Annotated in this window: 18 protein-coding genes and 8 pseudogenes; 14 read left to right on the top strand and 12 right to left on the bottom strand. The window is 59.3% G+C overall.

The genetic code is table 11. The features are described 5' to 3' along the window. Nucleotides 1-101 precede the first annotated feature (101 nt). Nucleotides 102-457 (bottom strand): annotated as a pseudogene (locus tag JG739_RS36600) (hypothetical protein). Nucleotides 458-917: 460 nt separating this feature from the next. On the opposite strand from JG739_RS36600, the gene JG739_RS34400 reads away from it, so the two are divergent. Continuing rightward, nucleotides 918-2017, top strand: a protein-coding gene (locus JG739_RS34400) for an IS3 family transposase (RefSeq protein WP_446720587.1) whose coding sequence is annotated in 2 segments (ribosomal slippage) — nucleotides 918-1179 and nucleotides 1179-2017 — 1101 coding nt in all. Because the reading frame shifts where the segments join, the coding sequence is not laid out codon by codon here. Nucleotides 2018-2123: 106 nt separating this feature from the next. Here the strand turns inward: JG739_RS34400 and JG739_RS34395 are convergent. Then, nucleotides 2124-2648 carry a hypothetical protein gene (locus JG739_RS34395; protein ID WP_202367959.1) on the bottom strand — a complete coding sequence of 175 codons (525 nt, stop codon included), beginning with the start codon at nucleotides 2646-2648 and terminating at the stop codon, nucleotides 2124-2126. Between the two features lie 263 nt (nucleotides 2649-2911). Here JG739_RS34395 and JG739_RS34390 point away from each other — a divergent pair, with 263 nt between their 5' ends. The 4 genes from JG739_RS34390 (at nucleotide 2912) to JG739_RS34375 (ending at nucleotide 5528) form a co-directional block, all read left to right on the top strand. Next, entirely contained in the window at nucleotides 2912-3412 is a 501-nt protein-coding gene (locus JG739_RS34390) for a hypothetical protein (protein WP_199202518.1), read from the top strand. Between the two features lie 128 nt (nucleotides 3413-3540). Next, nucleotides 3541-4005: a phasin gene (locus tag JG739_RS34385; RefSeq protein WP_199202503.1), complete on the top strand. Its 465-nt coding sequence runs from the start codon at nucleotides 3541-3543 to the stop codon at nucleotides 4003-4005. A 105-nt stretch (nucleotides 4006-4110) separates the two neighbouring features. Continuing rightward, the gene (locus JG739_RS34380; protein WP_202367958.1) at nucleotides 4111-4854 is read left to right on the top strand and encodes a class I SAM-dependent methyltransferase; all 744 of its coding nucleotides are present in this window, start codon (nucleotides 4111-4113) and stop codon (nucleotides 4852-4854) included. Beyond that, nucleotides 4851-5528 carry a sugar transferase gene (locus JG739_RS34375; protein WP_199202516.1) on the top strand — a complete coding sequence of 226 codons (678 nt, stop codon included), beginning with the start codon at nucleotides 4851-4853 and terminating at the stop codon, nucleotides 5526-5528. Before JG739_RS34380 ends, JG739_RS34375 begins: the two co-directional genes overlap by 4 nt. Before the next feature lie 219 nt (nucleotides 5529-5747). Here JG739_RS34375 and JG739_RS34370 read toward each other — a convergent pair. Beyond that, a pseudogene (locus JG739_RS34370) lies at nucleotides 5748-6628 on the bottom strand (IS1380 family transposase); the annotation flags it as partial. A 37-nt stretch (nucleotides 6629-6665) separates the two neighbouring features. Here JG739_RS34370 and JG739_RS34365 point away from each other — a divergent pair. The 4 genes and pseudogenes from JG739_RS34365 to JG739_RS34350 all read left to right on the top strand — a co-directional run bounded on the left by JG739_RS34365 (nucleotide 6666) and on the right by JG739_RS34350 (nucleotide 9181). Beyond that, a complete protein-coding gene (locus JG739_RS34365) occupies nucleotides 6666-7367 on the top strand; it encodes an IS6 family transposase (RefSeq protein WP_199202433.1) in 702 nt (233 codons plus the stop codon). Nucleotides 7368-7410: 43 nt separating this feature from the next. Continuing rightward, nucleotides 7411-7908, top strand: a pseudogene (locus JG739_RS34360) (thermonuclease family protein); the annotation flags it as partial. Then, nucleotides 7905-8483 (top strand): thermonuclease family protein, encoded by a 579-nt coding sequence (locus JG739_RS34355; RefSeq protein WP_199202515.1) that lies wholly within the window; start codon nucleotides 7905-7907, stop codon nucleotides 8481-8483. The pseudogene JG739_RS34360 and the gene JG739_RS34355, both read left to right, overlap by 4 nt. Beyond that, a complete protein-coding gene (locus JG739_RS34350) occupies nucleotides 8480-9181 on the top strand; it encodes an IS6 family transposase (protein ID WP_199202433.1) in 702 nt (233 codons plus the stop codon). The genes JG739_RS34355 and JG739_RS34350 overlap by 4 nt, the downstream gene beginning before the upstream one ends. A 46-nt stretch (nucleotides 9182-9227) precedes the next feature. Here JG739_RS34350 and JG739_RS34345 read toward each other — a convergent pair. After that, a pseudogene (locus JG739_RS34345) lies at nucleotides 9228-9993 on the bottom strand (IS6 family transposase). A gap of 56 nt (nucleotides 9994-10049) precedes the next feature. Between JG739_RS34345 and JG739_RS34340 the strand changes: the two are divergent. Beyond that, nucleotides 10050-10181: pseudogene (locus tag JG739_RS34340) on the top strand (IS6 family transposase); the annotation flags it as partial. A gap of 94 nt (nucleotides 10182-10275) precedes the next feature. Here the strand turns inward: JG739_RS34340 and JG739_RS34335 are convergent. The 6 genes and pseudogenes from JG739_RS34335 to JG739_RS34310 all read right to left on the bottom strand — a co-directional run bounded on the left by JG739_RS34335 (nucleotide 10276) and on the right by JG739_RS34310 (nucleotide 16051). Continuing rightward, the gene (locus JG739_RS34335) at nucleotides 10276-10950 is read right to left on the bottom strand and encodes a hypothetical protein (RefSeq protein WP_244750064.1); all 675 of its coding nucleotides are present in this window, start codon (nucleotides 10948-10950) and stop codon (nucleotides 10276-10278) included. 901 nt (nucleotides 10951-11851) lie between these two features. After that, nucleotides 11852-12286: pseudogene (locus tag JG739_RS34330) on the bottom strand (MucR family transcriptional regulator). A 621-nt stretch (nucleotides 12287-12907) separates the two neighbouring features. After that, nucleotides 12908-13372: a GNAT family N-acetyltransferase gene (locus tag JG739_RS34325; protein WP_199202513.1), complete on the bottom strand. Its 465-nt coding sequence runs from the start codon at nucleotides 13370-13372 to the stop codon at nucleotides 12908-12910. Further along, nucleotides 13369-14331: a phosphotransferase enzyme family protein gene (locus JG739_RS34320; RefSeq protein ID WP_199202512.1), complete on the bottom strand. Its 963-nt coding sequence runs from the start codon at nucleotides 14329-14331 to the stop codon at nucleotides 13369-13371. The genes JG739_RS34325 and JG739_RS34320 overlap by 4 nt, the downstream gene beginning before the upstream one ends. After that, nucleotides 14328-15893, bottom strand: coding sequence for an asparagine synthase-related protein (locus tag JG739_RS34315; protein WP_202367957.1), 1566 nt, complete (start codon nucleotides 15891-15893; stop codon nucleotides 14328-14330). Before JG739_RS34315 ends, JG739_RS34320 begins: the two co-directional genes overlap by 4 nt. Beyond that, complete coding sequence (locus tag JG739_RS34310) at nucleotides 15887-16051, bottom strand: hypothetical protein (RefSeq protein ID WP_202367956.1); 165 nt, start codon at nucleotides 16049-16051, stop codon at nucleotides 15887-15889. The genes JG739_RS34315 and JG739_RS34310 overlap by 7 nt, the downstream gene beginning before the upstream one ends. A gap of 537 nt (nucleotides 16052-16588) precedes the next feature. Here JG739_RS34310 and JG739_RS34305 point away from each other — a divergent pair. Next, a pseudogene (locus tag JG739_RS34305) lies at nucleotides 16589-17354 on the top strand (IS6 family transposase). Here JG739_RS34305 and JG739_RS35910 read toward each other — a convergent pair. Next, a pseudogene (locus JG739_RS35910) lies at nucleotides 17351-17594 on the bottom strand (IS30 family transposase); the annotation flags it as partial. The pseudogenes JG739_RS34305 and JG739_RS35910 overlap by 4 nt on opposite strands. 209 nt (nucleotides 17595-17803) lie before the next feature. Continuing rightward, nucleotides 17804-19264 (bottom strand): alpha/beta fold hydrolase, encoded by a 1461-nt coding sequence (locus tag JG739_RS34300; protein ID WP_244750063.1) that lies wholly within the window; start codon nucleotides 19262-19264, stop codon nucleotides 17804-17806. Between the two features lie 162 nt (nucleotides 19265-19426). Here JG739_RS34300 and JG739_RS34295 point away from each other — a divergent pair, with 162 nt between their 5' ends. From JG739_RS34295 to JG739_RS34285, 3 genes are all read left to right on the top strand, one after another. Then, nucleotides 19427-19663, top strand: a complete 237-nt coding sequence (locus JG739_RS34295) for a hypothetical protein (RefSeq protein WP_199202509.1) — start codon at nucleotides 19427-19429, stop codon at nucleotides 19661-19663. Nucleotides 19664-19769: 106 nt separating this feature from the next. Further along, on the top strand, nucleotides 19770-21281 hold the full coding sequence (locus JG739_RS34290; protein WP_199202508.1) for a radical SAM protein: 1512 nt from the start codon (nucleotides 19770-19772) through the stop codon (nucleotides 21279-21281). 79 nt (nucleotides 21282-21360) lie between these two features. Further along, nucleotides 21361-22662 (top strand): radical SAM/SPASM domain-containing protein, encoded by a 1302-nt coding sequence (locus tag JG739_RS34285; protein ID WP_244750062.1) that lies wholly within the window; start codon nucleotides 21361-21363, stop codon nucleotides 22660-22662. Nucleotides 22663-22709: the final 47 nt, after the last annotated feature.

Below are 22709 nucleotides of genomic sequence, written 5' to 3'. Positions count from 1 at the left end.
AGCTGTATGTGCGCAGTCCTCAACATGGGACCGGGCTCATACTTGGAATGCGTACGGAAGTCGGCCGATGAGCGGCAGGGCCAAAGCGCAGTGACGGGCCGTCAAACGCCAGGCAGCGCGCCCTTCGCTGACATCGCGAAGACATCGAGCAGGATCGCCAGCCCCACGCCGCACGCGGTCAGGATGAGGCCCGCCATGAAGATGCGGTTAGCGCGTTCGTAGATTTGTCGGCGCAGCGAACTCATGTCGAGCACCATGGACAGCGCCCGCATCTGCAACGCGATGCCGAACAGGATCGGCACAACGGCAGCAGGTCGTAAAACCCCCATGGCATGGGGTTAGCAGCCCAATGCGTGACGAAGCCGAGCTAAAAGGCAAGCAATATCCCCACGACGGTGATTGTACCGTTGCGGAACATCGTCTCGATCAGCTCTTCCTTCGGATCGTTCTCGTCCAAGCGCCCTCCCCTCCATCAGCCGTAGCAGACCTTTGCGCGGTTAAGATTAAGCTCTCGGGAAATCCTGGACATCGCCGCCAATTAGTCAAGGGCCGAGGAGCGAAGCCATACGGCAACCGTTTCAGGTTTGCGCGGCGCCTTTGTCACCGCGCTCGGCCGCCGTCTCATCAAAGGACCAAAGCTGCGTCAGCAACCGAAACGTCTTGCCGCGCGAGGCAGCTCAGTAATCGGACGACCAGCCATTTGGAGCTTGCCGATCAAGCGATCGGGCACAAGGTCCCAATCTCGTTGCTCAATCCCGATGGCGCCACCAGCCCGCCATCGTGAAAAAGCCGGGAAACTCCATCTTCCGGCGGTCCAAACAATGGGTTCAGAGCACATGACGTGCCTCCGGTTTTTCGGACCGTTCTGAGTTGGAATTTTCCAATTATGATCCCGATGACGGGAGAAGGAGAGTTCCATGAAGAAGTCGAAGTTCTCGGAGGCGCAGATCGCGTTCATTTTGCGCCAGGCGGATGAAGGAACGCCCGTCGCGGAGGTATGTCGCAAGGCCGGCATCTCGGACGCGACGTTCTACAACTGGAAGAAGCGCTATGGCGGTTTGACGCCGTCCGAGGTCAAGCGCATGCGCCAGCTCGAGGACGAGAACAATCGGCTGAAGAAGATCGTCGCCGACCTGACGCTCGACAAGGCAATGCTGCAGGATGTCCTGTCAAAAAAGCTCTGAAGCCTGTTCGCCGCCGGGGGCTTGTCGATGAGGTTCGGGCGGACTGGAAGGTGTCGATCCGCCGGGCATGCGCGACGTTCCTGATCGACACGTCGCTCTATCACTATAAGTCGAAGCGCGGCGACCAGGCTGCCTTGAAAGCCAGGATCAAGGAGATCACAGCGACGCGGGTGCGCTACGGCTACCGTCGTGTCCATGTATTGCTGCGCCGGGAGGGATGGCCTGTGAACGCCAAGCGAATCTATCGCCTCTACAAGGAGTTGGGCCTGCAAATCCGCAACAAGACGCCACGGCGACGGGTGAAGGCGAAGCTGCGCGAAGACCGGACAGAGGCCGTGCACTCCAACGATGTCTGGGCCATGGATTTCGTTCACGACCAGTTGGCGACAGGCCGCAAGATCCGGGTGCTGACCGTCATCGACACATTCTCGCGCTTCTCTCCCGCGGTCGATCCGCGGTTCAGCTACCGGGGAGAAGACGTCGTAGCCACACTGGAGCGGGCCTGCCGATCAGTGGGCTATCCGAGGACGATCCGGGTCGACCAGGGTTCGGAGTTCATCTCCCGCGACCTCGACTTGTGGGCCTATCAGCGCGGTGTCGAACTGGACTTCTCGCGGCCGGGCAAGCCAACGGACAACGCCTTCATCGAGTCCTTCAACGGCAAGTTCCGCAGCGAATGCCTCAACGCCCACTGGTTTCTGACGCTTGACGACGCCCGCTTGAAAATGGAGGAATGGCGTAAGGACTACAATACAGTCCGACCCCACAGCGCGATCGGCAACAAGCCGCCGATTTCGCTCATGAAAGGCTCATCGGCGGCTTCCGCCACCTGAGCCAGACACCCCGGAAGTTCCGGCCCGGGCGATCCAAAGACGGGGAGCACTTCAACACCCCCGGAAGTTCCTGCCCGGGGCGATCCAAAGATGGGGAGCACGTCAATCACCTTGGGTGAGAGGAAAGAATCTCCATTCGCACGGAGCAGCCGCCAGCAAGTGGCTGGAGGCAGTATACGACAGCCCATGTGTGACCATCCTTCATCTCAACGAAAACAAGGTTGTCGGCCCCGCCGTAGCTTTTCGAAACGTACGTCAATTCGTTGTTCTCTATCTTGGACTTGATGACAACGCCGAGAGTCTTGGACATCTCATATCGATCGCTATCGAACGTTCTTTTTGTGCCGTGGTGGTCAAAAGCACGATGCTGCTCACCATGCTTAGTTCTTTCTGTATAGACGTGGTTTGAGAAAACCACATCGACAAGGACATCGGTCCCAAGATCGATTCCCTTTCCTGGAATCGATGCCGAAAACGCCTGCAAATGCGTTAGGTCGTAACTGGTTCCGTCGACAGTGATCGGAAGATGTTGCGATACACACGCAGGTGCTATACTTGCAAGGATGACGACCACCAACCAAATATTTGCAGCCACCAGAATTTGCAAAGCGCTAAATGAGGGTATCGTCACAGCTGGGGGTCCCTCTCGGAAAACGAGCTTCGGAAGGTGCACCACACATCATCGGATTCTTGCGGAATTTGCTCCATAATTCCGCAATTATGCGACTATGGTGCTGCCAGATAGCGGGTGTTTTCCGCCTGCGGCCTGATCTGGGTTGCGGGCGCGCGGCGATATATGTCCGCTTCTTCAAAGATCGGCTTCCATGCCGCCCACCGGGAGGAAAACGGCGAGTACAAGGAATCCGGAGTGGCCAAGGCCGAGATTGGATCATATTGCCCCATCTCGGCCTGCGCATCGAAGCGATACGGTTCTTCACGATCGCTGGGCCGAATGATTTCCTTCTGTTGACGACGGAACAGGCTCGGGCACTCGGAATCGATGTCTTCGAACAGGACGGCTTGAAGGTCACGACGGTTGACATCTACGCGGGTCGATTCGTGTCTTACGGCATGCTCTGCTCACGTTGCGAAGGATTCCTCCTATTCGACAAAGGAATCGTCGAGCGGGAGACCTGGAAGCAATCAAGGCGGGCCAGCAGATCGCAGGGAACGACGCCTGGATTGATGTCTGGACGCCGATGCAACGCGCCGCGCTACGGCGATGGCGGTGTAGTAGTCGTCGTGCAGAATGGCGGACAAACTTGCGGCATCATCTTCAGCGACGATCCTTGTGACCACCGCCAGCTCCGGAAGCGTGATCCCTTTTGGCCTCCGGGTGAACAGCTCCAACATGCGCTTCGATTGCCGCAACAATCACGCGTGCCCCGAGCGTGATGTCGGACATACGACACAGCTGCATTCGAGACATCGTGTTGTTCCGAAACGATTTCCCCTTTTGGCACGGCATATGCATGTTCATTGTGTGCAGGTAACAAACCACCACCAACCAAAAGGATCCGGAAATGTCCAAGATCACAGACAAGTCTGGCCAAACCGCTGAAACCGACGAATTCCAGCCATTCGACCCCAGCAAGGCCACCGATCAGTTTCGCGCGGCCGCCGAAAAGGGCGTCGAGCAATCGAAAGAAGCGCTTGCCAAATTCCAGCTCGGCGCCGATGAGGCTAAGAAAGTGCTTAAGTCGACCTTTGAAACCGCTAGGTCAGTCGGCAACGAGGTGTCGCTGGCGACGATCGCCGCGCTGCGCGCCAATGTCGACGCCGACTTTTCGCATCTTCAAGCTCTAGCCGGCGCGAACTCGCTGTCCGAGGTAATTGAGCTGCAGACCACATTTCTACGCAAGCGCGTCGAAATGGGGCTCGAGCAGGCTAAGGATTTTCAAGCGCTCACTACCAAGGCGGTGACCGATATCTCCAAACCGGTCAAGGAGATCTTCGAGAAGACACTTTGGGACCTCAAGGCCGCCTGATACCTCAAGCGCTGAAAATACCTGGGCGTCAGGCCGGTCTGACCTCCATATTGGGGGCGATGCCCAAGTCCAGTGGAGATGGTTCAAATTGCGGAGAACCAGCCCATGGCGTATCAAGAACGTCCCGAACGTGAACGCGACTTCCACAACAAGCGCTTCGGCGCTGTGGAAGAACGCAGGCAGGATTCGTTCTACTTCGCGGCCCAGCCTGCAACGGATGCCTACTGGCAGCTGCTGAGAGAAACAGCGCCGGGAAAGACTGCGCTCGAATATGGCTGCGCGGACGGCGAGAACAGCATTCGCCTAGCGCCCTTCGCCAAGAAGATAACCGGCATCGACATCTCCGACGTTGCCATCCAGAAGGCGAAGAACGAGGCGGCGCGCCGCAGGATCAATAATGTCGCGTTCCGGATCGACAATGCGGAAGAGATGAGCCTGCCCTCGGCGACGTTCGTGTTCGTGTTCGGCGCCGGCATTCTTCATCACCTCATCCTCGACAACGCACTTCGCGAGATCCACAGGGTGACGCGACCCAGCGGCAACGCGATCTTCTTCGAATCGCTCGGCCACAATCCGCTGATCAATATGTACCGCAACTGGACGCCCGAGGCCCGGACGATCGACGAGCACCCGCTTTTGAAGAGCGACTTCGACATCGTTCGCAAGCATTTTTCCAAATGCGACCTGCAATTCTTCGGGCTTTCCACGCTTGCATCGATCCCGTTCCGCAGGAGCGTTCTGGGCCGTACGGTGCGGGCCATCGGCAAGCAAGCCGACAATGTGCTACTGAAGGTGCCAGGGCTCCGGTGGCAGGCTTGGATCGCCGTGAGGGCTCTGGAGGCGTCATGAGGGACGTTGCCAAGTGGGCCACCGCGGGCTTTTCGCAGGCTGACATCGATTTCCCGCCGCCGATCGGCGGCTTGCTCAAACGCAGCTTCGATATCACCGGTTCACTGATTGGCTTGATCGCGCTCAGCCCGCTGTTTGTCGTGATCGCTCTGCTCGTCAAATTTTCCGACGGCGGCTCGATTTTCTACGGTCACAGGCGAATCGGGTACGGCGGACGGGTTTTTCCTTGCCTGAAGTTCCGCACCATGGTTCCCGATGGCGACAAGGTTCTGGCAGCCTATCTCGCCACCAACCCGGACGCCAACGCGGAATGGGCAGCAACCCGCAAGCTGAAGAACGATCCGCGCGTCACCCGGGTCGGAGCAGTCCTGAGGAAACTCAGCCTCGATGAGCTGCCACAGATCTTCAATATCCTGCAGGGCGACATGAGCCTTGTCGGACCTCGGCCGGTCGTGCGCGACGAACTCGAGATCTATGGCACCTCCGCAGTGTATTACCTGAAATCCCGCCCGGGCCTGACCGGCCTGTGGCAAGTCAGCGGCCGCAACGATGTGTCCTATGACAGCCGCGTCGCCTTCGACCGCCACTATGTTGAGAACTGGTCGCTGTTCGAGGACGTTCGCATCATCATCAATACCGTCCCGGCCGTGTGGATGTCGCGCGGCTCTTACTGACCAGCCGGTGGCCAATGCCAGATATTGGCGCCGGCCATTCGACGCAAGCTCATCGGGCGATGGGGCTAACCCGTCCTATTCATGAGCCTTGTGGTTCGAGCGCCGTTGAGCGTTCGGTCATGCAGGTGTGAGGCGTCTTTTTCACCGCAGCTGAGACTGGACTTTGGAACGCGCTGGAGGGTCAAGGTGTCGGTTCGGCGGGCTTTGATGCCCCGGCGCTCATGGTCCTGCGGGCTGCAGCGTGAGAGCGATTTGTCGGAACAGGCTGGCCTCGGGACAGGCGGCGGCGAAGGCCAGGCGGATGCGCGAGACGGTTTCGATGACGCGGGCGCCGAGCTTGAGGAGCCTGAGCCGCAGCGTGGCGAACTCGGCGCTGCTGAGATGATCGGTTGTGGGCACCGCCTCGCGCAGGGTGAGCATCAGCCAGTATGCGGCGGTGTGCAGGACGAGGCGCACCTGGTTGGCAATCGGTGAGCGGCAGCTGGTGCGGTCGGAGGCAAGCTGGCTCTTGTGCATCTTGATCAGGTTTTCGGCCTGGCCGCGGGCGCAGTAGATCACGTCGTAGACATGCTCGGCGGAGGCTTTGTCGAGATTGGTGACGACGAAGCGGATGTCGAGGCCGCGGGTGGTTGCCTCGATGCGGGCGCAGACGCGACGTTGCGTCTTCCAGGATTTCGCCTTGTATCGGGTCTCGGCATAGCCGCGCAGCACCGGCTTTTGCTCGAGCGCGCGGCGGGTGCGGATATCGTCGGCGGCTTCATCAACGAGACGCTGGAGAACCTTGTTGCCGGGCAATCCGAAGAGGTAGTCGAGCGCATTGTTCTCGCACCAGGCCATGACCTCCGCCCGGCCATAGTGGCCGTCGCCGCGGACCAGGGCGGGTGGCCGGCCAGCGGGCGCGGATGCGCCTGACAAGCCGGCGCAGATGGCTGCGGATCTCCTTGCCCGTCGGGGTCTTGCCAGGACGCAGGATCATGGCGACCGGACGTCCGGTCGCGGCGTCATAGATGTGGATCGGCAGGAAGCAGCGCTCGTCGTAATGGGCGTTGAAGAGCGAGAGCTGCTGATGGCCGTGAACGACATCCACAGGCATCGTCAACTTAACGAAGCTTGGATACCGATGTGCGATGACGGGCTATGACAGAGCGTGACCCACTCTACCGCCGCCACCGCTTTCCCGCCGAGATCATCGCCCATGCTGTCTGGCTCTATTTCCGTTTTCCTCTCAGTTTGCGAATGGTCGAGGACTTGCTGGCGGCACGAGGGATTATTGTCTCGCATCAGACAGTCCGGCTTTGGGCAGAGAAATTCGGGCGGACCTTTGCCAGCGAGATCCGCCGCCGCTCAGCGGGTCGGCTGGGTGACAAGTGGCATCTCGACGAGGCCGTCGTTTCGATCCGCGGCAAGAAGCACTGGCTCTGGCGCGCCGTCGATCAGGACGGTTTCGTCCTGGAGGTTCTGGTGCAAAGTCGTCGCAATGCCAAGGCGGCCAAGCGTCTGATGCGCAAGCTGTTGAAGGGCCAAGGCCGCGCGCCGCGCGTGATGATCACCGACAAGCTTCGGTCTTACGACGCTGCAAAGCGAGAGATCATGCCGGGGGTCGAACACCGTTCGCATAAAGGCTTGAACAATCGGGCGGAGAACTCCCATCAGCCAGTCCGGCGACGGGAACGGATCATGAAACGCTACAAGTCACAACGCCATTTGCAGCGCTTCGTCTCAATTCATGATCCGATTGCCAACCTGTTTCACATCCCCCGCCACGAAATCTCCTCCAGCCATCATCGCGAACTGCGTTCAGAGGCAATGAACCTGTGGGCAAAAATCGCGCGGGCTTGAACCGCCGTGGGGCAAGCGGGCTACGACCGCCTCGCGCTCTTTAAGTTTACGATGCCCGCCTGACGGCTATTTTGACCTGGAGCCGGGCATAACACTGGAAACCGGCGACACCTGGGTTGCAGAGGGGCAACGCTATCGCCTGTTTGGGGTTCAATCCTGCCTTCGCGGCACCAACTACACCGACTTGAAGCGGCAAAAGCGCGATTGTGGCGATGCGTCCCTGGCAATGTTTGCTGCCTATATCAAGGACACCAAGCCGGTTTGCGCGCCGGTCGCCAAGACCGCGGACCTAACCTACGTCATCTGCTATGCCACCGTTGGCAAGGATCGCCTCGACCTCGCCACCATGATGATTTCGAGCGGCTACGCCTTCGCTTCGCTCGATGATCAGGGCATGCCAATTCATCCGCCGTACTCCGTGGCCGAGCTGGACGCCCGCGAACGCAAGGCCGGTCTCTGGCAGTTCCCCGATGTTGTACACCCGGCAGTCCTGTTGGCCAAGACAGCCAACGAGCGCGCCAAGAAGGAGGCGAAGCAATGAAAGCCCAACTCCTCTTGTCGGCAGCAATGCTTGCCCTCACCGCTGAGGCCGTCGAAGCGGCGGATGTCATCAGGAATGAGCCTGTCCGCAAGGTCTACCGGCCAGCCGTAGAACCATCCGCCGCCCAGGTGACCCGGGTGCATCCTGTTCTAAGGGGGCGGGTCGCGGTCATGGACGGGCGGACGCTCTGGTACCCTCAGTACGCACAGAGCGTCCAATTGGCCGACATCGACGCTTGCGAGCTGCCGCAATGGGCACTCGATCCCAAGTGGGAAGACCGTGAGAGAGTGAAGGCTCCTCCACCCGTCCCGTGCGGACCATTTGCCAAGGCATGGCTTAAACGGACGGTCGGCAACAAGTCGGTGACCTGCAACGTCGTCTCCTACAGAGTCGACGGTACGGCGATCGCGCGTTGCACCACCGGCGCTCGAGATCTTGCCCTGGAAATGCTTCGTGTTGGCTGGGCGCGAGTTGCCTCGCCCTATCTCGTCAATGGCCAATATGCCGCCTATCAGCGTTACGGGCATCGTCAACTTAACGAAGCTTGGATACCGATGTGCGATGACGGGCTATGACAGAGCGTGACCCACTCTACCGCCGCCACCGCTTTCCCGCCGAGATCATCGCCCATGCTGTCTGGCTCTATTTCCGTTTTCCTCTCAGTTTGCGAATGGTCGAGGACTTGCTGGCGGCACGAGGGATTATTGTCTCGCATCAGACAGTCCGGCTTTGGGCAGAGAAATTCGGGCGGACCTTTGCCAGCGAGATCCGCCGCCGCTCAGCGGGTCGGCTGGGTGACAAGTGGCATCTCGACGAGGCCGTCGTTTCGATCCGCGGCAAGAAGCACTGGCTCTGGCGCGCCGTCGATCAGGACGGTTTCGTCCTGGAGGTTCTGGTGCAAAGTCGTCGCAATGCCAAGGCGGCCAAGCGTCTGATGCGCAAGCTGTTGAAGGGCCAAGGCCGCGCGCCGCGCGTGATGATCACCGACAAGCTTCGGTCTTACGACGCTGCAAAGCGAGAGATCATGCCGGGGGTCGAACACCGTTCGCATAAAGGCTTGAACAATCGGGCGGAGAACTCCCATCAGCCAGTCCGGCGACGGGAACGGATCATGAAACGCTACAAGTCACAACGCCATTTGCAGCGCTTCGTCTCAATTCATGATCCGATTGCCAACCTGTTTCACATCCCCCGCCACGAAATCTCCTCCAGCCATCATCGCGAACTGCGTTCAGAGGCAATGAACCTGTGGGCAAAAATCGCGCGGGCTTGAACCGCCGTGGGGCAAGCGGGCTACGACCGCCTCGCGCTCTTTAAGTTTACGATGCCATGTCACGTTGTGTCCATACACGCGTTGAGACCTGCAGCCGCTGATGTCCGCTGACCATGGCCACGGCTTTCCATTCCGCCATGGCCTGCAGGCGGTGAAGATGTGTAGCGAGAGCGCAGCGTTTTGAGCGGGGCGGGACGAAGAGATTGCGCAGAGCCGAGAAGATCGAAACGAAGCGTTGCAGTGCTCCTGGTGATCGGAAGCCTTGCATAATCCGCTCCCGTTTTCGCAGCGGCACATGCGAATTCTCGGCACGGTTGTTCAATCCCTTATGCGACCGATGCTCGACGTCCGGCATCACCTGTCGCCTGGCTGCTCCATAGGAGCGCAGCTTGTCGGTGATCATGCGCTTCGGCGCGACGCCTTGCTTCTGTTGGCAGCCGCGTCAGCAAGCGCTTGGCCGCTTTGGTGTTGCGGCGGTTCTGGACGATCTCGTCGAGCACATAGCCATCCTGGTCAACGGTCAACGGCGCGCCACAACCAGTGTTTCCTGCCGGCGATGGTGATGACGACCTCGTCCAGGTGCCAAACATCGTTTCGGCTGTGCTGCTTGCGGCGCAAGCGGCGAGCGTACTGCGGACCGAACTTGATGCCCCACCGGCGGATTGTCTCATACAAAACCACAGGATCCCGCGATCCAGCAGCATTTCCTCGAGACGCAGGCTCAAGGGGAACCTGTAGTAGAGCCAGACCGCATTGGCGATGATCTGCGGCGGGAAACGATGGCGCTTGTAGCTGACGGTTGCGGTGTTCATGACATCGGGTCTATGCCGCAAATCCCTGAACGCGAGTTAAGTTGACAACGCCTCTCCGGCGGATCAAGCGCCGTGTTCGGCCGATGCTCGGCTTCAAATCTCCCGCAGCCGCAAGCATCATCCTCGACGGCATCGAAATGCTTCACATGATGCGCAAACGACAGGCGAGGTTCGCCTTCAACCCAAATCCGTCTTGGCCGAGCCGCAATCCTCGCCGCCGCATAAGCACCGCCCGCCATATCTTCTTGCTTCAGTTCAAAAAAAAAGTTGCAACAGAACCCGTCACGGTTGCTGTTCAGATAGGCACCTTGCCCCGCTGGTAGCTGCCCCCTTGAGGCGCGCGCCGGCGAGCTCGAGGAGCGCGTGGGCTATCTCGTCCTCGGTCCAGCCAGATTCCGCTGCGCGCTCAACCAATGCCTGGAGGGCCGGTTCCAAGGCGAGCTGGCATTGAAGGCCGCGGTCCGGATGATCCACCGGGCAGCTTGGTTGCATGACCGCAATGTTTGATCGCTTCATTGCAGGCCATGGGCTCTCATCTCTCTCCTTTTGCCACACGAGGCGCGCCAGCTCACGTGTTGTTGCTGGTGTGCGCCCCGGCAACCGCTTCATCTTGTCAATCAGCCGCTCCAGCGATCCCGCGCGTCCCAACTCCGTAAAGAAATGATGCGGCGTGACGCTACCGAGCCGGTGCAGCTCGGCCAGCTTCCACACATACGGATAGTCGACCATGAAATCGGATCGAGGCGAGGCCTTGGACGGTTCAGCCTCGGTCACGATGCCGCCGCCCACGTGCCGATCGGCCCTCTCGATGATTTGGCGCACCCTCGTTATCGACAAGCCATGTTCCTGCGCCAGGTCGGCGAAGCGCTTGCCTTTCAGAAAGCCTTCGACCAGGGCGACGTTCCTATCGACGGTCGGGCTAAATCCCCAACAGGCACGCAATTTTTCCAGCATCATTGCGTTCATCCATCCGGTTGTTCGCGCTCCTGCAAACCCTAACCGGCCAAATCGGCGCTTGGAAGACCCGCCAGACCACGTCATGGCCCGGCGCGTAGGATGCGGGCGATCACCATGATCGTTGTCGACCGCCGACCAGGCGAATGTCGGCTTCGATCTTACCTCCTTCCCTTACACTGGGGGCGGCACTCACGTTCACTCGTTGTTCTTTTCCAAAAGCGGCCGGTAATATATGGTCTGCGACTACATCAGCGCTCAGCGAGTCACCTCGAATGACAGTCCAGCCCGGGTTCTCAATGAACCGAAAGTCAGCTGCCCAAGCTGCAAGGCCGACATCAAGCTGAACGAATCGCTCGCGGCGCCGCTGATTGCGCGAGGACTATGAGCGGCGTCTGCCGCAGAGCAACGCCTCGATCGCGGCTTGAGAGGAAGCTTAAACGCAAGCAAGCCGCAATGCGGCGCTCGACCGCCGATGATCGGGAGGCCCGTTCTGAGATCGGCCCAATCGGAGACGCTTGCACAATGGATCCGTGCCGACCGCGCCAACCATGATCGCCACGCCATCGTTGCTCAGGCGCAGGCGCGGTTCGGGATCGAGCTAGCCTCGACATCCGTCGAACCCCCTGAGGAATCTCTCCGAAAGCCAGGCAGCGTCCGCCGTCGCCGGCGTCTGTGGGGGCCGATGAAGCCAAGGAGAGCGCGCGCCAAGCTACTCATGACCCCGCTTCCGGTTCGTGAATCGGAGTCCGCGAAACTTCGCCCTGGGACACGAAGCTCTGCGCCGGTTCGCAAAACTCGTCGCACCGACAACGGCTCGGCGGCATCCAGGTGCAATGTTCGTTGCGGCATCAACGCCACCATTTGGAGTGGCGTTGAGTGCCGAATGCGATAGCGTCAGACCTCAGGCCTTCGCTTTGCGTTTCGCCGCAGGCTTCTTGGCCGGAGCTTGCTTCCTTCCCAAGCCTAGCGACTTTGCCAAAGCCGATCGGGTCGCCGAGTAACTCGGCGCAACCATGGGATAGTCCTTCGCCAGACCCCATTTCGCCCGGTATTCATCAGGGGTCAGCCCATGACTGGTCGCAAGATGGCGCTTAAGGGACTTATATTTCCTACCGTCCTCAAGACTGATGCCGGAAACACCGACTTTTTCGGGTTAACTGCCGGCATGGAGGCGGGCTTTACGATCGGAGCTGGCGGCCCAATATTGGACAACGCCGAATTCACGCTGGCGCTCAAATCCGGCAACCCCGGACACTGGCACTGCATTTTTCTGAACATAGGCTGCAACGATATCTGCAGTAAGTTCAATCATATTATTGCTTAGTTCCCCGGGCATCACTGTGCTCCTTCAATCATCACATTCTCATATACGCCATAGGGAACGATATGCATCCAAACGTATGGCACCTGAAATTTCTACAATCAAGCCATATGCTGGAATTTCTATGTGATGGTAGGGGGAATAACGGTTGTTCGTTTCGCAACACAGCGTGTATACGCAAAAGTCGACTGCTAGGCCTTGCGATGCGAAGCCGATTGCAACTGCATCAGTCTAGAATAGTCTAAGAAGTGCCAAAGGTGGACGGTAGCCTAATGCAAAGCAGGATATGACTGCATGAACCTCGACAGAGCTCAGACAGTGTAGTGTCGAGTGCGTCTCCGAGGGTTTTAGAGGTGCTCGATGTAATTGAATGCGTCCGCAAATTCCCATATATGGGTTTTGTGCAATCAATCGATCTAAAAGTGGTATAACGCATATTATGGAACTGCAAATATGCAAGTAAAAACAAGCGCAGCTGAGAAGCGCGATCGATGACCGAGGTTCGCACGGGCCGTCAACGGCGTGATGGACGTCAACTCCTTCATCACGTTTGGCAGCCCGCGAATCTGCCTAACTAAGTCTTCGATCACCTCGCGGATCGCGACTTGAACCGCGGCACGATCTTGGGCCGAGTTTTCAGTTTCCAGGGTCCTGCACCAACGAAACGAGGCCCGGCGTCGGCGCCGGCTGCGCCTCGAAGAAACCGCGCGAGCGTAGCAGGGTCAGGCAGGCCTTGTTGCGGGCATCCACGACCGCCAGCAGCCGCTCCAAGAATGCCGCCCGCTTGTAGTGAATCAGCGCGTCCACGATCGCGGTGCCGATCCCCTTGTGGAAATGGTCAGGGCGCACTCCCACCTCGATGTGAGCCCGCCGCCGGCATGGGGTCAGGTAGGCCGCCCCATACCCCGCGGGCATTCCTGCCCAACGGGCCACAAGGTAGTGGCCGCGCCCGGCCGCGATATCCACCAGCTTCCCCTCGATTTCCGTCCGGAGCTCTGCGACAGGCGGCGGAGTGGAAATCCACCGGTTGAATTCCTCCCCAGCCTGCAGCTCGGCCAGCCAGGGCACGTCGGCCAACCTGGCATCGAAGACGGTTATCACGAGCCCCTCAAGAAGCGTAGGGAACCGCTGGCAGCCCGCTCGACCATACCAGCGGCGCTCCCTAGGGCATCAACCCAGGTTTCGGTATCCAACTGGCAGTAGTCTTGTAAGAAACGCAGCGACCGCAGGTGCTGGACTGCTACAAGCCACCGCAGGGAATTGCTTAGCTCGGCGTCGTCTTTCGCCCGGTCATAACCAGTGAGGAACGCTCGCCACAACTCGGCGGCGCCATCGCCTGTTGCCAGTTCCAGCCACCACCCGACGGTGGCCAGATCGAGCCACTGTGGGCCAAGGCCGCAATCGTCAAAATCGAACATCACAATCCGATCGATAGCCCTGTGCAGGTTGGCCATCCGAAAATCGCTGTGGCAGAACCCTGCAGGCCCCGCCGCCCGGTTCATCCCTTGACCCCGCAGATCGGCCACCGCAGCCACCAGCCTGGCGCGCTCAGTGGCGAAGCCGTCCTCAATCCGGGCGATGGTCCGATCAATCTCCCCCTCGGCCGCCAGCTCGCGTTGGGGCGCGAGTGCGGCCAGCTGCGTCTGACCATGCAGGTCGGCCAATGCCGCGCCGGCAGCCCGCAGATCATCGGGACGCGCGCGCACCGGCTCGCCCGCCGCCACCTGAAACACGGCCATTGGCCGGGTGCCGGACCCCGGCACTTCCAGCTGCGTCAGCAGTTGCCCCTTCTGACTAGCCACGGCCCTTGCCACGTCCAGTCGATCGGTGGCCACTACGGCATCGAGCACCGCAAGCTCGGCCGCTATCTCGGCCTTCGGCCGACCTTCGGGCCGGTAAAGGCGAACATAAGCCACTGGCGCTCTGTCCGGCCCTGCAGCAAGCGTCCAGTTGACGCCACGCACGACCGTGCGGACCTCGGCCGAAAGGCGGTACTCCGCCTCCAAAGCGGCCGCAACGACCCGTTCCACTGCTGCAGTATCGTTCGTCGCCACCATCATGTCACTTGCCGCACAAATCGTTCCAGCCACAGGAAGAACGCCAGCGGCGCGCAGGGCGCTTCCGCCCGTGTTGCCGCGACCTCCTCCAATAAATTCAGTACCGCCCGTTGATCGACCAGGCCGAAATCCGCTAGCGCGCAGTCCTTCAGCTGCGATGCTATTCGGTCGGCCTCTTGGGCGATTAACTCCGGAAGCACACGCGCGAATGTCTCCTTTGCGTAAGTGCAGGGGAATATGCCGGCATTTAGGCCCAAATTAAGGTATTTGCGCATTGTCGTTCGCTGGAACCGAGCCGACAGTGGGAGCGCATGGCAATATTCCATCAACCGCGGATCACTCAGCGGATTGATTGGCCACAACCCGCGCCGCAGCAGGTATGGAGCCCTGCACACATGCGCTAGTAGCGTCGGCATGGAAACTACGCTCGTGGGCGCATCGAACAACCGCATCGAACGTGCTGCCGTCAGGGCGCGTTGTGTCAGAATGCTTTCGGCATAGGAACCGACTTCTGCGATCATCGTCTCGCTCGACAGGCGCTCAGGGGCCATTTCGCCAGCGAACAGCTGGAATAGTTCATCGCCGCCTATTCCCGTGAGCAGGTACTGCGCGCCTTCGCTTCGCGCATCGGCCCAAATAGCCTCGAACGCTTCCAGGTAGAACTCGCCCAACGGGTGCTCCTTCCGCCGAGCGTCTGTCCGGAGATCGAGGCAGGGCAGGAAGTCGGCCATATTCACGGTGCTATCCCGCAGCTCAAGCTGCGCGACAATCGCGTTGCGCCGTTCCATCTGGGCATACCGGTGCTTGCCATCCAGTAGGATGCCCTTGCTGGAGAGCCTGCCCATCGTGTGACGCGCAGCAACTGCGACTGTCGCCGAGTCCATTCCGCCGCTCAGCTCAATTGTAGCCCCGCTTTCCTTGATCGGCCTCATGGTCAACACCTCATGCAGCAGCTGACGGAATCGGGGGGCAGGATCGAATCCGCCCTGCTCGTCCGTTGGTCCGACCACTTCCACCGCTTCCGGATAGCAGTAGTTGGCCACGCCGGGTGCAACATAGATGGAACCGCGTTCCGTCAACATCGTGACGCCGGCGCATATTTGCCGCGCCGAGTAGAAGGTCCCGAGCGTCAGGTAATGCGCTGCGATTTCCGCATCGAGCGCGAATGGCACACCTAGGAAGTCCGCGAAATCCCATGACAGTAATATCACATCGTGCTGGGCGCGACAGTAGATCGGCGCAGACCCAAGAACGCCGGCGCGAATGCGCATCCGGCGTTCTCCTTCCATCACCTCGATCATTACATAGTCCAGCGGCCAGGCCACACATTCCTGATAGAGCTCGACATAAGCGTCCAAATCAAAAGCCTCGACTGCCGCCGGTGTGACCATTCCGGCTGCTCGCTCACGTACAACGGCGAACCATTGGCCGTCGGTCCTGACCAGCACCATTTCCAACGCTGGGTGATCAAAGGCCTGGATCCAGCTCCTACCGAATTCCACTCGGCCCGCGCGTTGCCAAACGCGGCCTCTCAGATCCTGTAGCCTGATTTCCGCTTTCAACACTTTCGTTGTCTCAGAAAGAGCCGTCCCGATGGCGCGGTATTGAAGCGGGGTGAGAGGTACGTCAGGGTGGCGCTGTCACCCGGCAAGCGGCGCTTCGGCAGCGGCGCCTGGGCGGCAGCGGACTTCTGCATGGGGCGATCAAGATTCTGCTTCTTCATGGCAAATCTCCATCTGAAAAGCCGCAGGATGGCGGCAAGCGCATCTTACTTCGGCAGCACGGTAGGGTGCGTGAAACCTTCTTTACGTTTGCGTTATGCTCGTGCAGAAGAAGGCCGACAACAACATCGACCCTCTGATCGAGCTCACCGCCGGTGTCGTATCAGCCTATTGTCCAACCGGTCCCTGTGGGCGATCTTCCTGCCCACGGCGGCGAGCAATGCCGCCCGTTCTTTGTGCCCATTCGGCCGGTTGTCGGCGACCCGCAAGCCGGGTATGTGCCCGCTAAAGGTTTGCGTATGTTTGATCGGGTTCTGCCTTTTTCTCGGGGCTGGCTTTACTGTTGGGTGGCGTCTGCGCGCAGCGATGATGGCATCATTATTCCGAGATCGCTTGATGCCAGGCGACTCTTTGACAAAGAGCCGCCCCGCCTGCAACAACCACAGAACGAAACCAGCGTGTTTCCGGTTGCCACAGGAGCCGGAGAGGCGTTGTCAACTTAACTCGCGTTCAGGGATTTGCGGCATAGACCCGATGTCATGAACACCGCAACCGTCAGCTACAAGCGCCATCGTTTCCCGCCGCAGATCATCGCCAATGCGGTCTGGCTCTACTACAGGTTCCCCTTGAGCCTGCGTCTCGAGGAAATGCTGCTGGATCGCGGGATCCTGTGGTTTTGTATGAGACAATCCGCCGGTGGGGCATCAAGTTCGGTCCGCAGTACGCTCGCCGCTTGCGCCGCAAGCAGCACAGCCGAAACGATGTTTGGCACCTGGACGAGGTCGTCATCACCATCGCCGGCAGGAAACACTGGTTGTGGCGCGCCGTTGACCGTTGACCAGGATGGCTATGTGCTCGACGAGATCGTCCAGAACCGCCGCAACACCAAAGCGGCCAAGCGCTTGCTGACGCGGCTGCCAACAGAAGCAAGGCGTCGCGCCGAAGCGCATGATCACCGACAAGCTGCGCTCCTATGGAGCAGCCAGGCGACAGGTGATGCCGGACGTCGAGCATCGGTCGCATAAGGGATTGAACAACCGTGCCGAGAATTCGCATGTGCCGCTGCGAAAACGGGAGCGGATTATGCAAGGCTTCCGATCACCAGGAGCACTGCAACGCTTCGTTTCGATCTTCTCGGCTCTGCGCAATCTCTTCGTCCCGCCCCGCTCAAAACGCTGCGCTCTCGCTACACATCTTCACCGCCTGCAGGCCATGGCGGAATGGAAAGCCGTGGCCATGGTCAGCGGACATCAGCGGCTGCAGGTCTCAACGCGTGTATGGACACAACGTGACATCCCTACTTGATAGATGGCTTCGTGGCTGATGCAGATCGTCTTTGTCGTCCGGGAAGTCGATCGGCAAGCGTCGGGCAATCTGCTCCGGGCTCCAAGCCCTGGCCCATCGCCGATCCTTTCGCGGGCCATGCCGGCGGCCCTTCCACGGAACGGCGGGACCAGCAGCGGCAGCGCCACTCGGGGTCATGACTACGCCGGCCAGTCGCTGCTCCACATAAGTGCCCAACGTTGTGTTGAGCGCAAGCTTGGCTGCCGAAAACCCGGCCTCAAGACACGCATCGATCAGTCGTTCCTTCGCCACCGGGTCAAAGCGACGTGTGGCCGTCGATGTTAGAGTCTGACCAAAAAAGGCTTTAACGAAATCAAGCACTTTCGAGCCTGCGGGTGCGGAGGCGGATGTGGGCGACCGCCCTCAACACCATTTATGTGTAGACAACGTGACATCGCCCTTGTTCTGACCTATTGCACCCCCCCGCCCTGCTCTACGGGAGTGAAGGGAGGAGAGTCCAGGAGCGATGCTGTGTCGCGTGCCTGTAGGCCATGCAGGAAGAAGGCTCTGCGAACTGCACGCTGGTACTCGTGATCCAGTTCCAGTCGATGGCCACCCCGAACCAATAGGAAGCGGGCGCTGGGATAGGCCGATGCGATGGCTTTGCCTATTGCCGGAGAGAATACGACATCATCCTTTCCCGAGACGACCAAAACCTCCCCCTGAAAACGGCTCCGATCCAACTGCAGATTCGGCAAGGGCGCATGCTGATGCAGAAAATTCTTTAGGATTTCTGCGGACCACTGGTAGAGTGGGAGGTCGTACCCATATGAGCAGGCCCCATTCTGCAGATCGGTTCCAAGTAGCTCGTACATCCGCACTTTCGCGGCATCGGCGGCAGGCAGGCCTAGCAGGGCGCGGCTGAGCCACCAGTTCAGGCTCGGGTGCAGCTCATACCAAGCATACGGTAAGGGGTTGTGGCTTAGCTCTGCGCGGATGACCTTACGAAGTGTTGCCAAGCCCGACTGTCCTTGTCGCCCGAGTTGAAAGAGCATATAAGCCAAGCTCAGGCGCCTGCCATTCTGATGCCTTGCAATCTCTGACAGGGTGTCAGCGGCCCCCGGATCGAACTCAGCGAAGTTGCGAGCGAAGGTCCATCGCTGCTGGCGGGCTAAGTCCGGCGCTCCCGTGGTGGCCAGCAATGCCCGGGCTACGTGTTCCCCATGTCGATCCAGGTATTGTTGGGCAAGTACGCCCGCGCCTGAGGCTCCGAAAATCATGATGCGCCCGCCTGACGGAAGCAGCCTCGCTGAAACCATGTCCTGCCTTACGCGTTCGATATCCTCGACGCGCTGCCAGGAGCCATAAAGGTTCATTGCGCGGCGCAGATCCAGCTTGCCGTTTGGATAGACCTCCGGGAAAACCGTGGGGCTGTGGCCGCGATGGCCGATCAGCACATAAGATACCCCAGGCAGCTGCTCATCAAAGAAAGAGAAATCAACGCCCGGGCCAACTATTTCCATTTGCCCGTCCGTCAGAAAAAAGACTACGGGACCTTGGGGATTGAAGTTAGGGCTGAGCACATAGAACGCGCGAAAGCGTCCGCTGCTTTCATCTGCATAATCAATCGGAAGAGTAAGATATCGATGGTGCGCATCTGGTGGCATCTGCGGGTAGTACGCATCCAGCGCGAGGCGCGCATTCGGTGGTTCTTGCGCCACATGCCATAGCGAATAGCCCCATATCCCACTTACCGCGCCAACAGTTAAGAGTATGACCAAAGCGGATCGAATCCTTCGACGGGAGTTTTTCATTGTGAAACCTGGCGTTGGCTGTGTGATGTGCGGATGGAGAATACTACTCAGTGCGATGAGGGATTTGCGGCTAACCGCGATGACATGAACACCGCGACCGTCAGCTACAAGCGGCATCGTTTTCGCCGCAAATCCCTCACCAGCATTTAGGTTGATAACACCCGCGCACTGTCAGTCAAGAAGGTTAAGAGACAGGCTGACCTGCATCAAGGCAGCCCAATCTGAAAACAGGCATAGTCGTAAACGTGGTTCATCCACACAACCTAATGGAGATGGAAAATGAAGACGATCGAAGAGCGCAAGGTTGTTACCGTCAAGGGCAGAGAAGTCGATTTCGGGACTTTGCTGCACCAGTATGAGTCTGACAAGTTGATCCAGGAGATGCAGACCCTGATCAAGAAAAAGGGCCTCAAGGTCGACCTCGTTCCTGGCGAGGGAGCACCGACGTTGGGAGAGCCCCTACTCGCATCGGGCTGCGACAGCTGCACCGTCTGTCCCTGCATGATCTGCTGGTAGGCCAATCCAGTGGTCAGGATACCATCCGGATCCAAGCGCATCTGGATGGTACCGGCCAAGTAGAGGATTCGGTCAACTCCGGCAAGAGTGCGAGAGAGACAGTGCGATGACGACAAAGCTACCCATAAGACCAGATCAGTTTGTCGCAGTGCGCCGGGACTTCGTCTTCACACAAGATGGGAATCGGCCAATTCTCTATCCTCTTGACTACATCAACACGCACATCCATTTCTTAACTCCGATCCAGGGATTCGCCCTATCGTTACTGGATGGCGTCTCGCGCTTTTCCGAGATCGATCTCTTCTTCCGTCAACTTTTTCCGGAGGCAGCGGCTGGGAGCCTCGTCGAGACACTCTCCGGCGTCGACGCTCTGGTGCGCGCCAGCGTATCGGCTACGGGAATTGGTGCTCACGGCATCGTGGAGATTGCCGATAACCCGATTACCGAGGCGCTCCGCTTCGACCCGCGCTGTTTCGTCATTGATCAGCAGGCATATTCGCGTGTGATGCAGGAGATCAAGACCCGATTCCGTCTAGAAGCGCCGATCAACCTCTATACGGTCTTCACACATCGCTGCCAAACCGACTGCCTTTACTGCTACGCCGACCGACGCATCAAAGCAGGCAAGGAGATGCGTCTTGAACGTTGGCGCGAGTTGATCGAGGAGGCAGCCTCTATGGGGGTGCGGATGTGCTCACCCGATAATGGGGACACCTTCGTGCGGCAGGACGGGATCGACTTTCTCAATCTACTTGTCGAGCACGAGATGCTGTTCCTCCTATCGACGAAAGCATTTCTGGACCGTAACGCGGTCGCGCGGCTAGTCGATGCCGGGTTCAAGGAGAAGATCAACGGCGTGGTCGAACGGCCTGTGCAACTTAGCTTCGATGCCGCCGACGACCACATGAATATGCGCGTGCTGAACGTCAGGAAACCCCGCACGCAACTGGCGGCCATGACCTTCGAGAGCTTTATGACTTTCGGCATACAGCCTATCATAAAGGCGGTCATTACTGGATTAAATGTCGATCAACCGAAGAAAATCGTTGAGTTCTTCTATCCTCGCGGCGCTCGCACCTTCAGTTTTGTGCGTTATTCGCGCTCATTCCACCGTCACAGCGACGATCTGTTCGTTACGGGCGCACATCACGCAACGCTTGCCCGCGAGTTTGAGGCAATCCGAGCCAAGTATCCGGACATCGCGCTAAACGAAAATCTGTCGATCGCCCCAACGCCGGCTGGAGAGCTGACGTCGGAGCGCAAGCTGCAGATCTGGAGCCAGCGGATTGGCTGCGGAGGCGGGTGGCACGCTCTCGGCATCGGTCCCGACGGCGGCGCCTTCCTGTGCGAACAGATGGCCTACGAGGAGCCATTCCTGGTGGGCGACGCCCGACACCAATCGTTGCGCGAAATCTGGACTGGTTCCCGATTGCTCAACTTTATCCATCCGAGCCGCGAGCGGTTTGCCGGGTCCAGTTGTGAGGCCTGTTCGTCCTTCGAGAGCTGCGTGTGGGAGAAGGGTCGATGTTACCGGGACGCCTATTTCTCCTATGGCTCGGTCCACACCACGCCGCCGTTGTGCCCTTTCAACGACAAGCCGGGCGTGCGGCTCAGCTAAGGGAAGCGTTACGACCATGACTATGACCCGGAATTGGAAACCGTCAAGCTTCAACATGCCCTTCAGTGAGTCAGACGACATGACTCTGCTGCTTAACGCGAGAAACGGCCAGACTCTTGAACTGGATATGGCCGGCTGGGCTATCGTCAAAAGGTGTCTCGACAGCCTAAAGCACGGAGACGCCGCGCCAGATCGCGAGCTTGTGAGCTGTCTCGCTACGCTTGGCTTCGTGGTGCCGGCCGAACTGGACGAATTCAGCGACGAGGAGGAGCGGCTACGCCTCAACAAGGTCGACAAATCACGCCTGTTTGTGACCATCGCGCCAACCATGGCTTGTAATCAGCACTGCAGCTACTGCTTCCAGCGCAGTATAGCCAAGACGAAGATCATGTCGGAAGAGCTGCAGCAAGCGACAGTGGAGTTCGTCCGTCGCCAACTGGGCGACAGCCGTCAGCTAGTCGTCCAGTGGTTCGGCGGCGAGCCGCTTATCGGTTATGCCGCAATCACTTTCATGACGCGGGCATTCAAGGCGATCTGTGCCGAGCGCGGCATCGACTACTATGCTGAGATGCTGACCAACGGCGTCCTGCTGACGCCGGAAAGGGTAGCCGCCCTGCCCGAACTCAGCATAAAGGCGCTGCAGATTTCCCTTGACGGCACGCCCGAAACCTATTCTGGGCGGCGACAGGTGCCAATAGCGAAGGCGGAGGCCCATTATCGGTTCTTGGCCGAGCACGTGCAGGACATCGTTGATGCCACTGGGTCCCTCACCATGCGCATCAACGTGGATCGGGATAACATTGAAGAGGCCAAATATGTCGTGCGTCTCTTCAAGAGCCACGGTGTGGTCGATCACCGCATCGATTTCCGTCTTGGTTTCATCAACACCAGCCGAGGTCTGGTGGATTGCGTGCCGCACGACTGTTTCACCAACACTGAGTTCGCCGAGAAGGAGTTGGTGTTTCGTCGCTTCCTCGAGGCGGAGGGATATATGGTGTTCGGTATGCCGCGGCCCAAGCGCTACCCTTGCACCGCGGTTGTGCGCAATTCGTTCACGATTGATCCACACGGCAACCTCGGCAAGTGCATCCCTGCTGTGGGCACATCCCAGTCGACATTCGCGCGCATTCTGCCGGACGATATGGATAGAACACTGCGGGACGTGACGACGGCTGAGATGCCATATGAGCGCTTCAACCCATTCCACAGCGAGGGGTGCGGTGGCTGCCTTATGCTGCCAACGTGCTTGGGCTCGTGCCCCAAGCACCATGTTAGCGGCCGCCGCGTGGTGGCCTGCGGCATGCGGGAGGGCTTCGGTGACAAGATCACCTTTTATCATCGGTTTCATAAGCGGCGGCTCGATGGCCGTACGCAGGTCTAGCGTTGGATTTGCTTCAACACGCCCCACGGAGGCAACTTACGATCGGA

Source organism: Mesorhizobium sp. L-2-11 (assembly GCF_016756595.1).
GTDB lineage: Bacteria > Pseudomonadota > Alphaproteobacteria > Rhizobiales > Rhizobiaceae > Mesorhizobium.
Note: the sequence above shows the minus strand (reverse complement) of the source record. Positions and strands in the feature narration are given on the sequence as shown.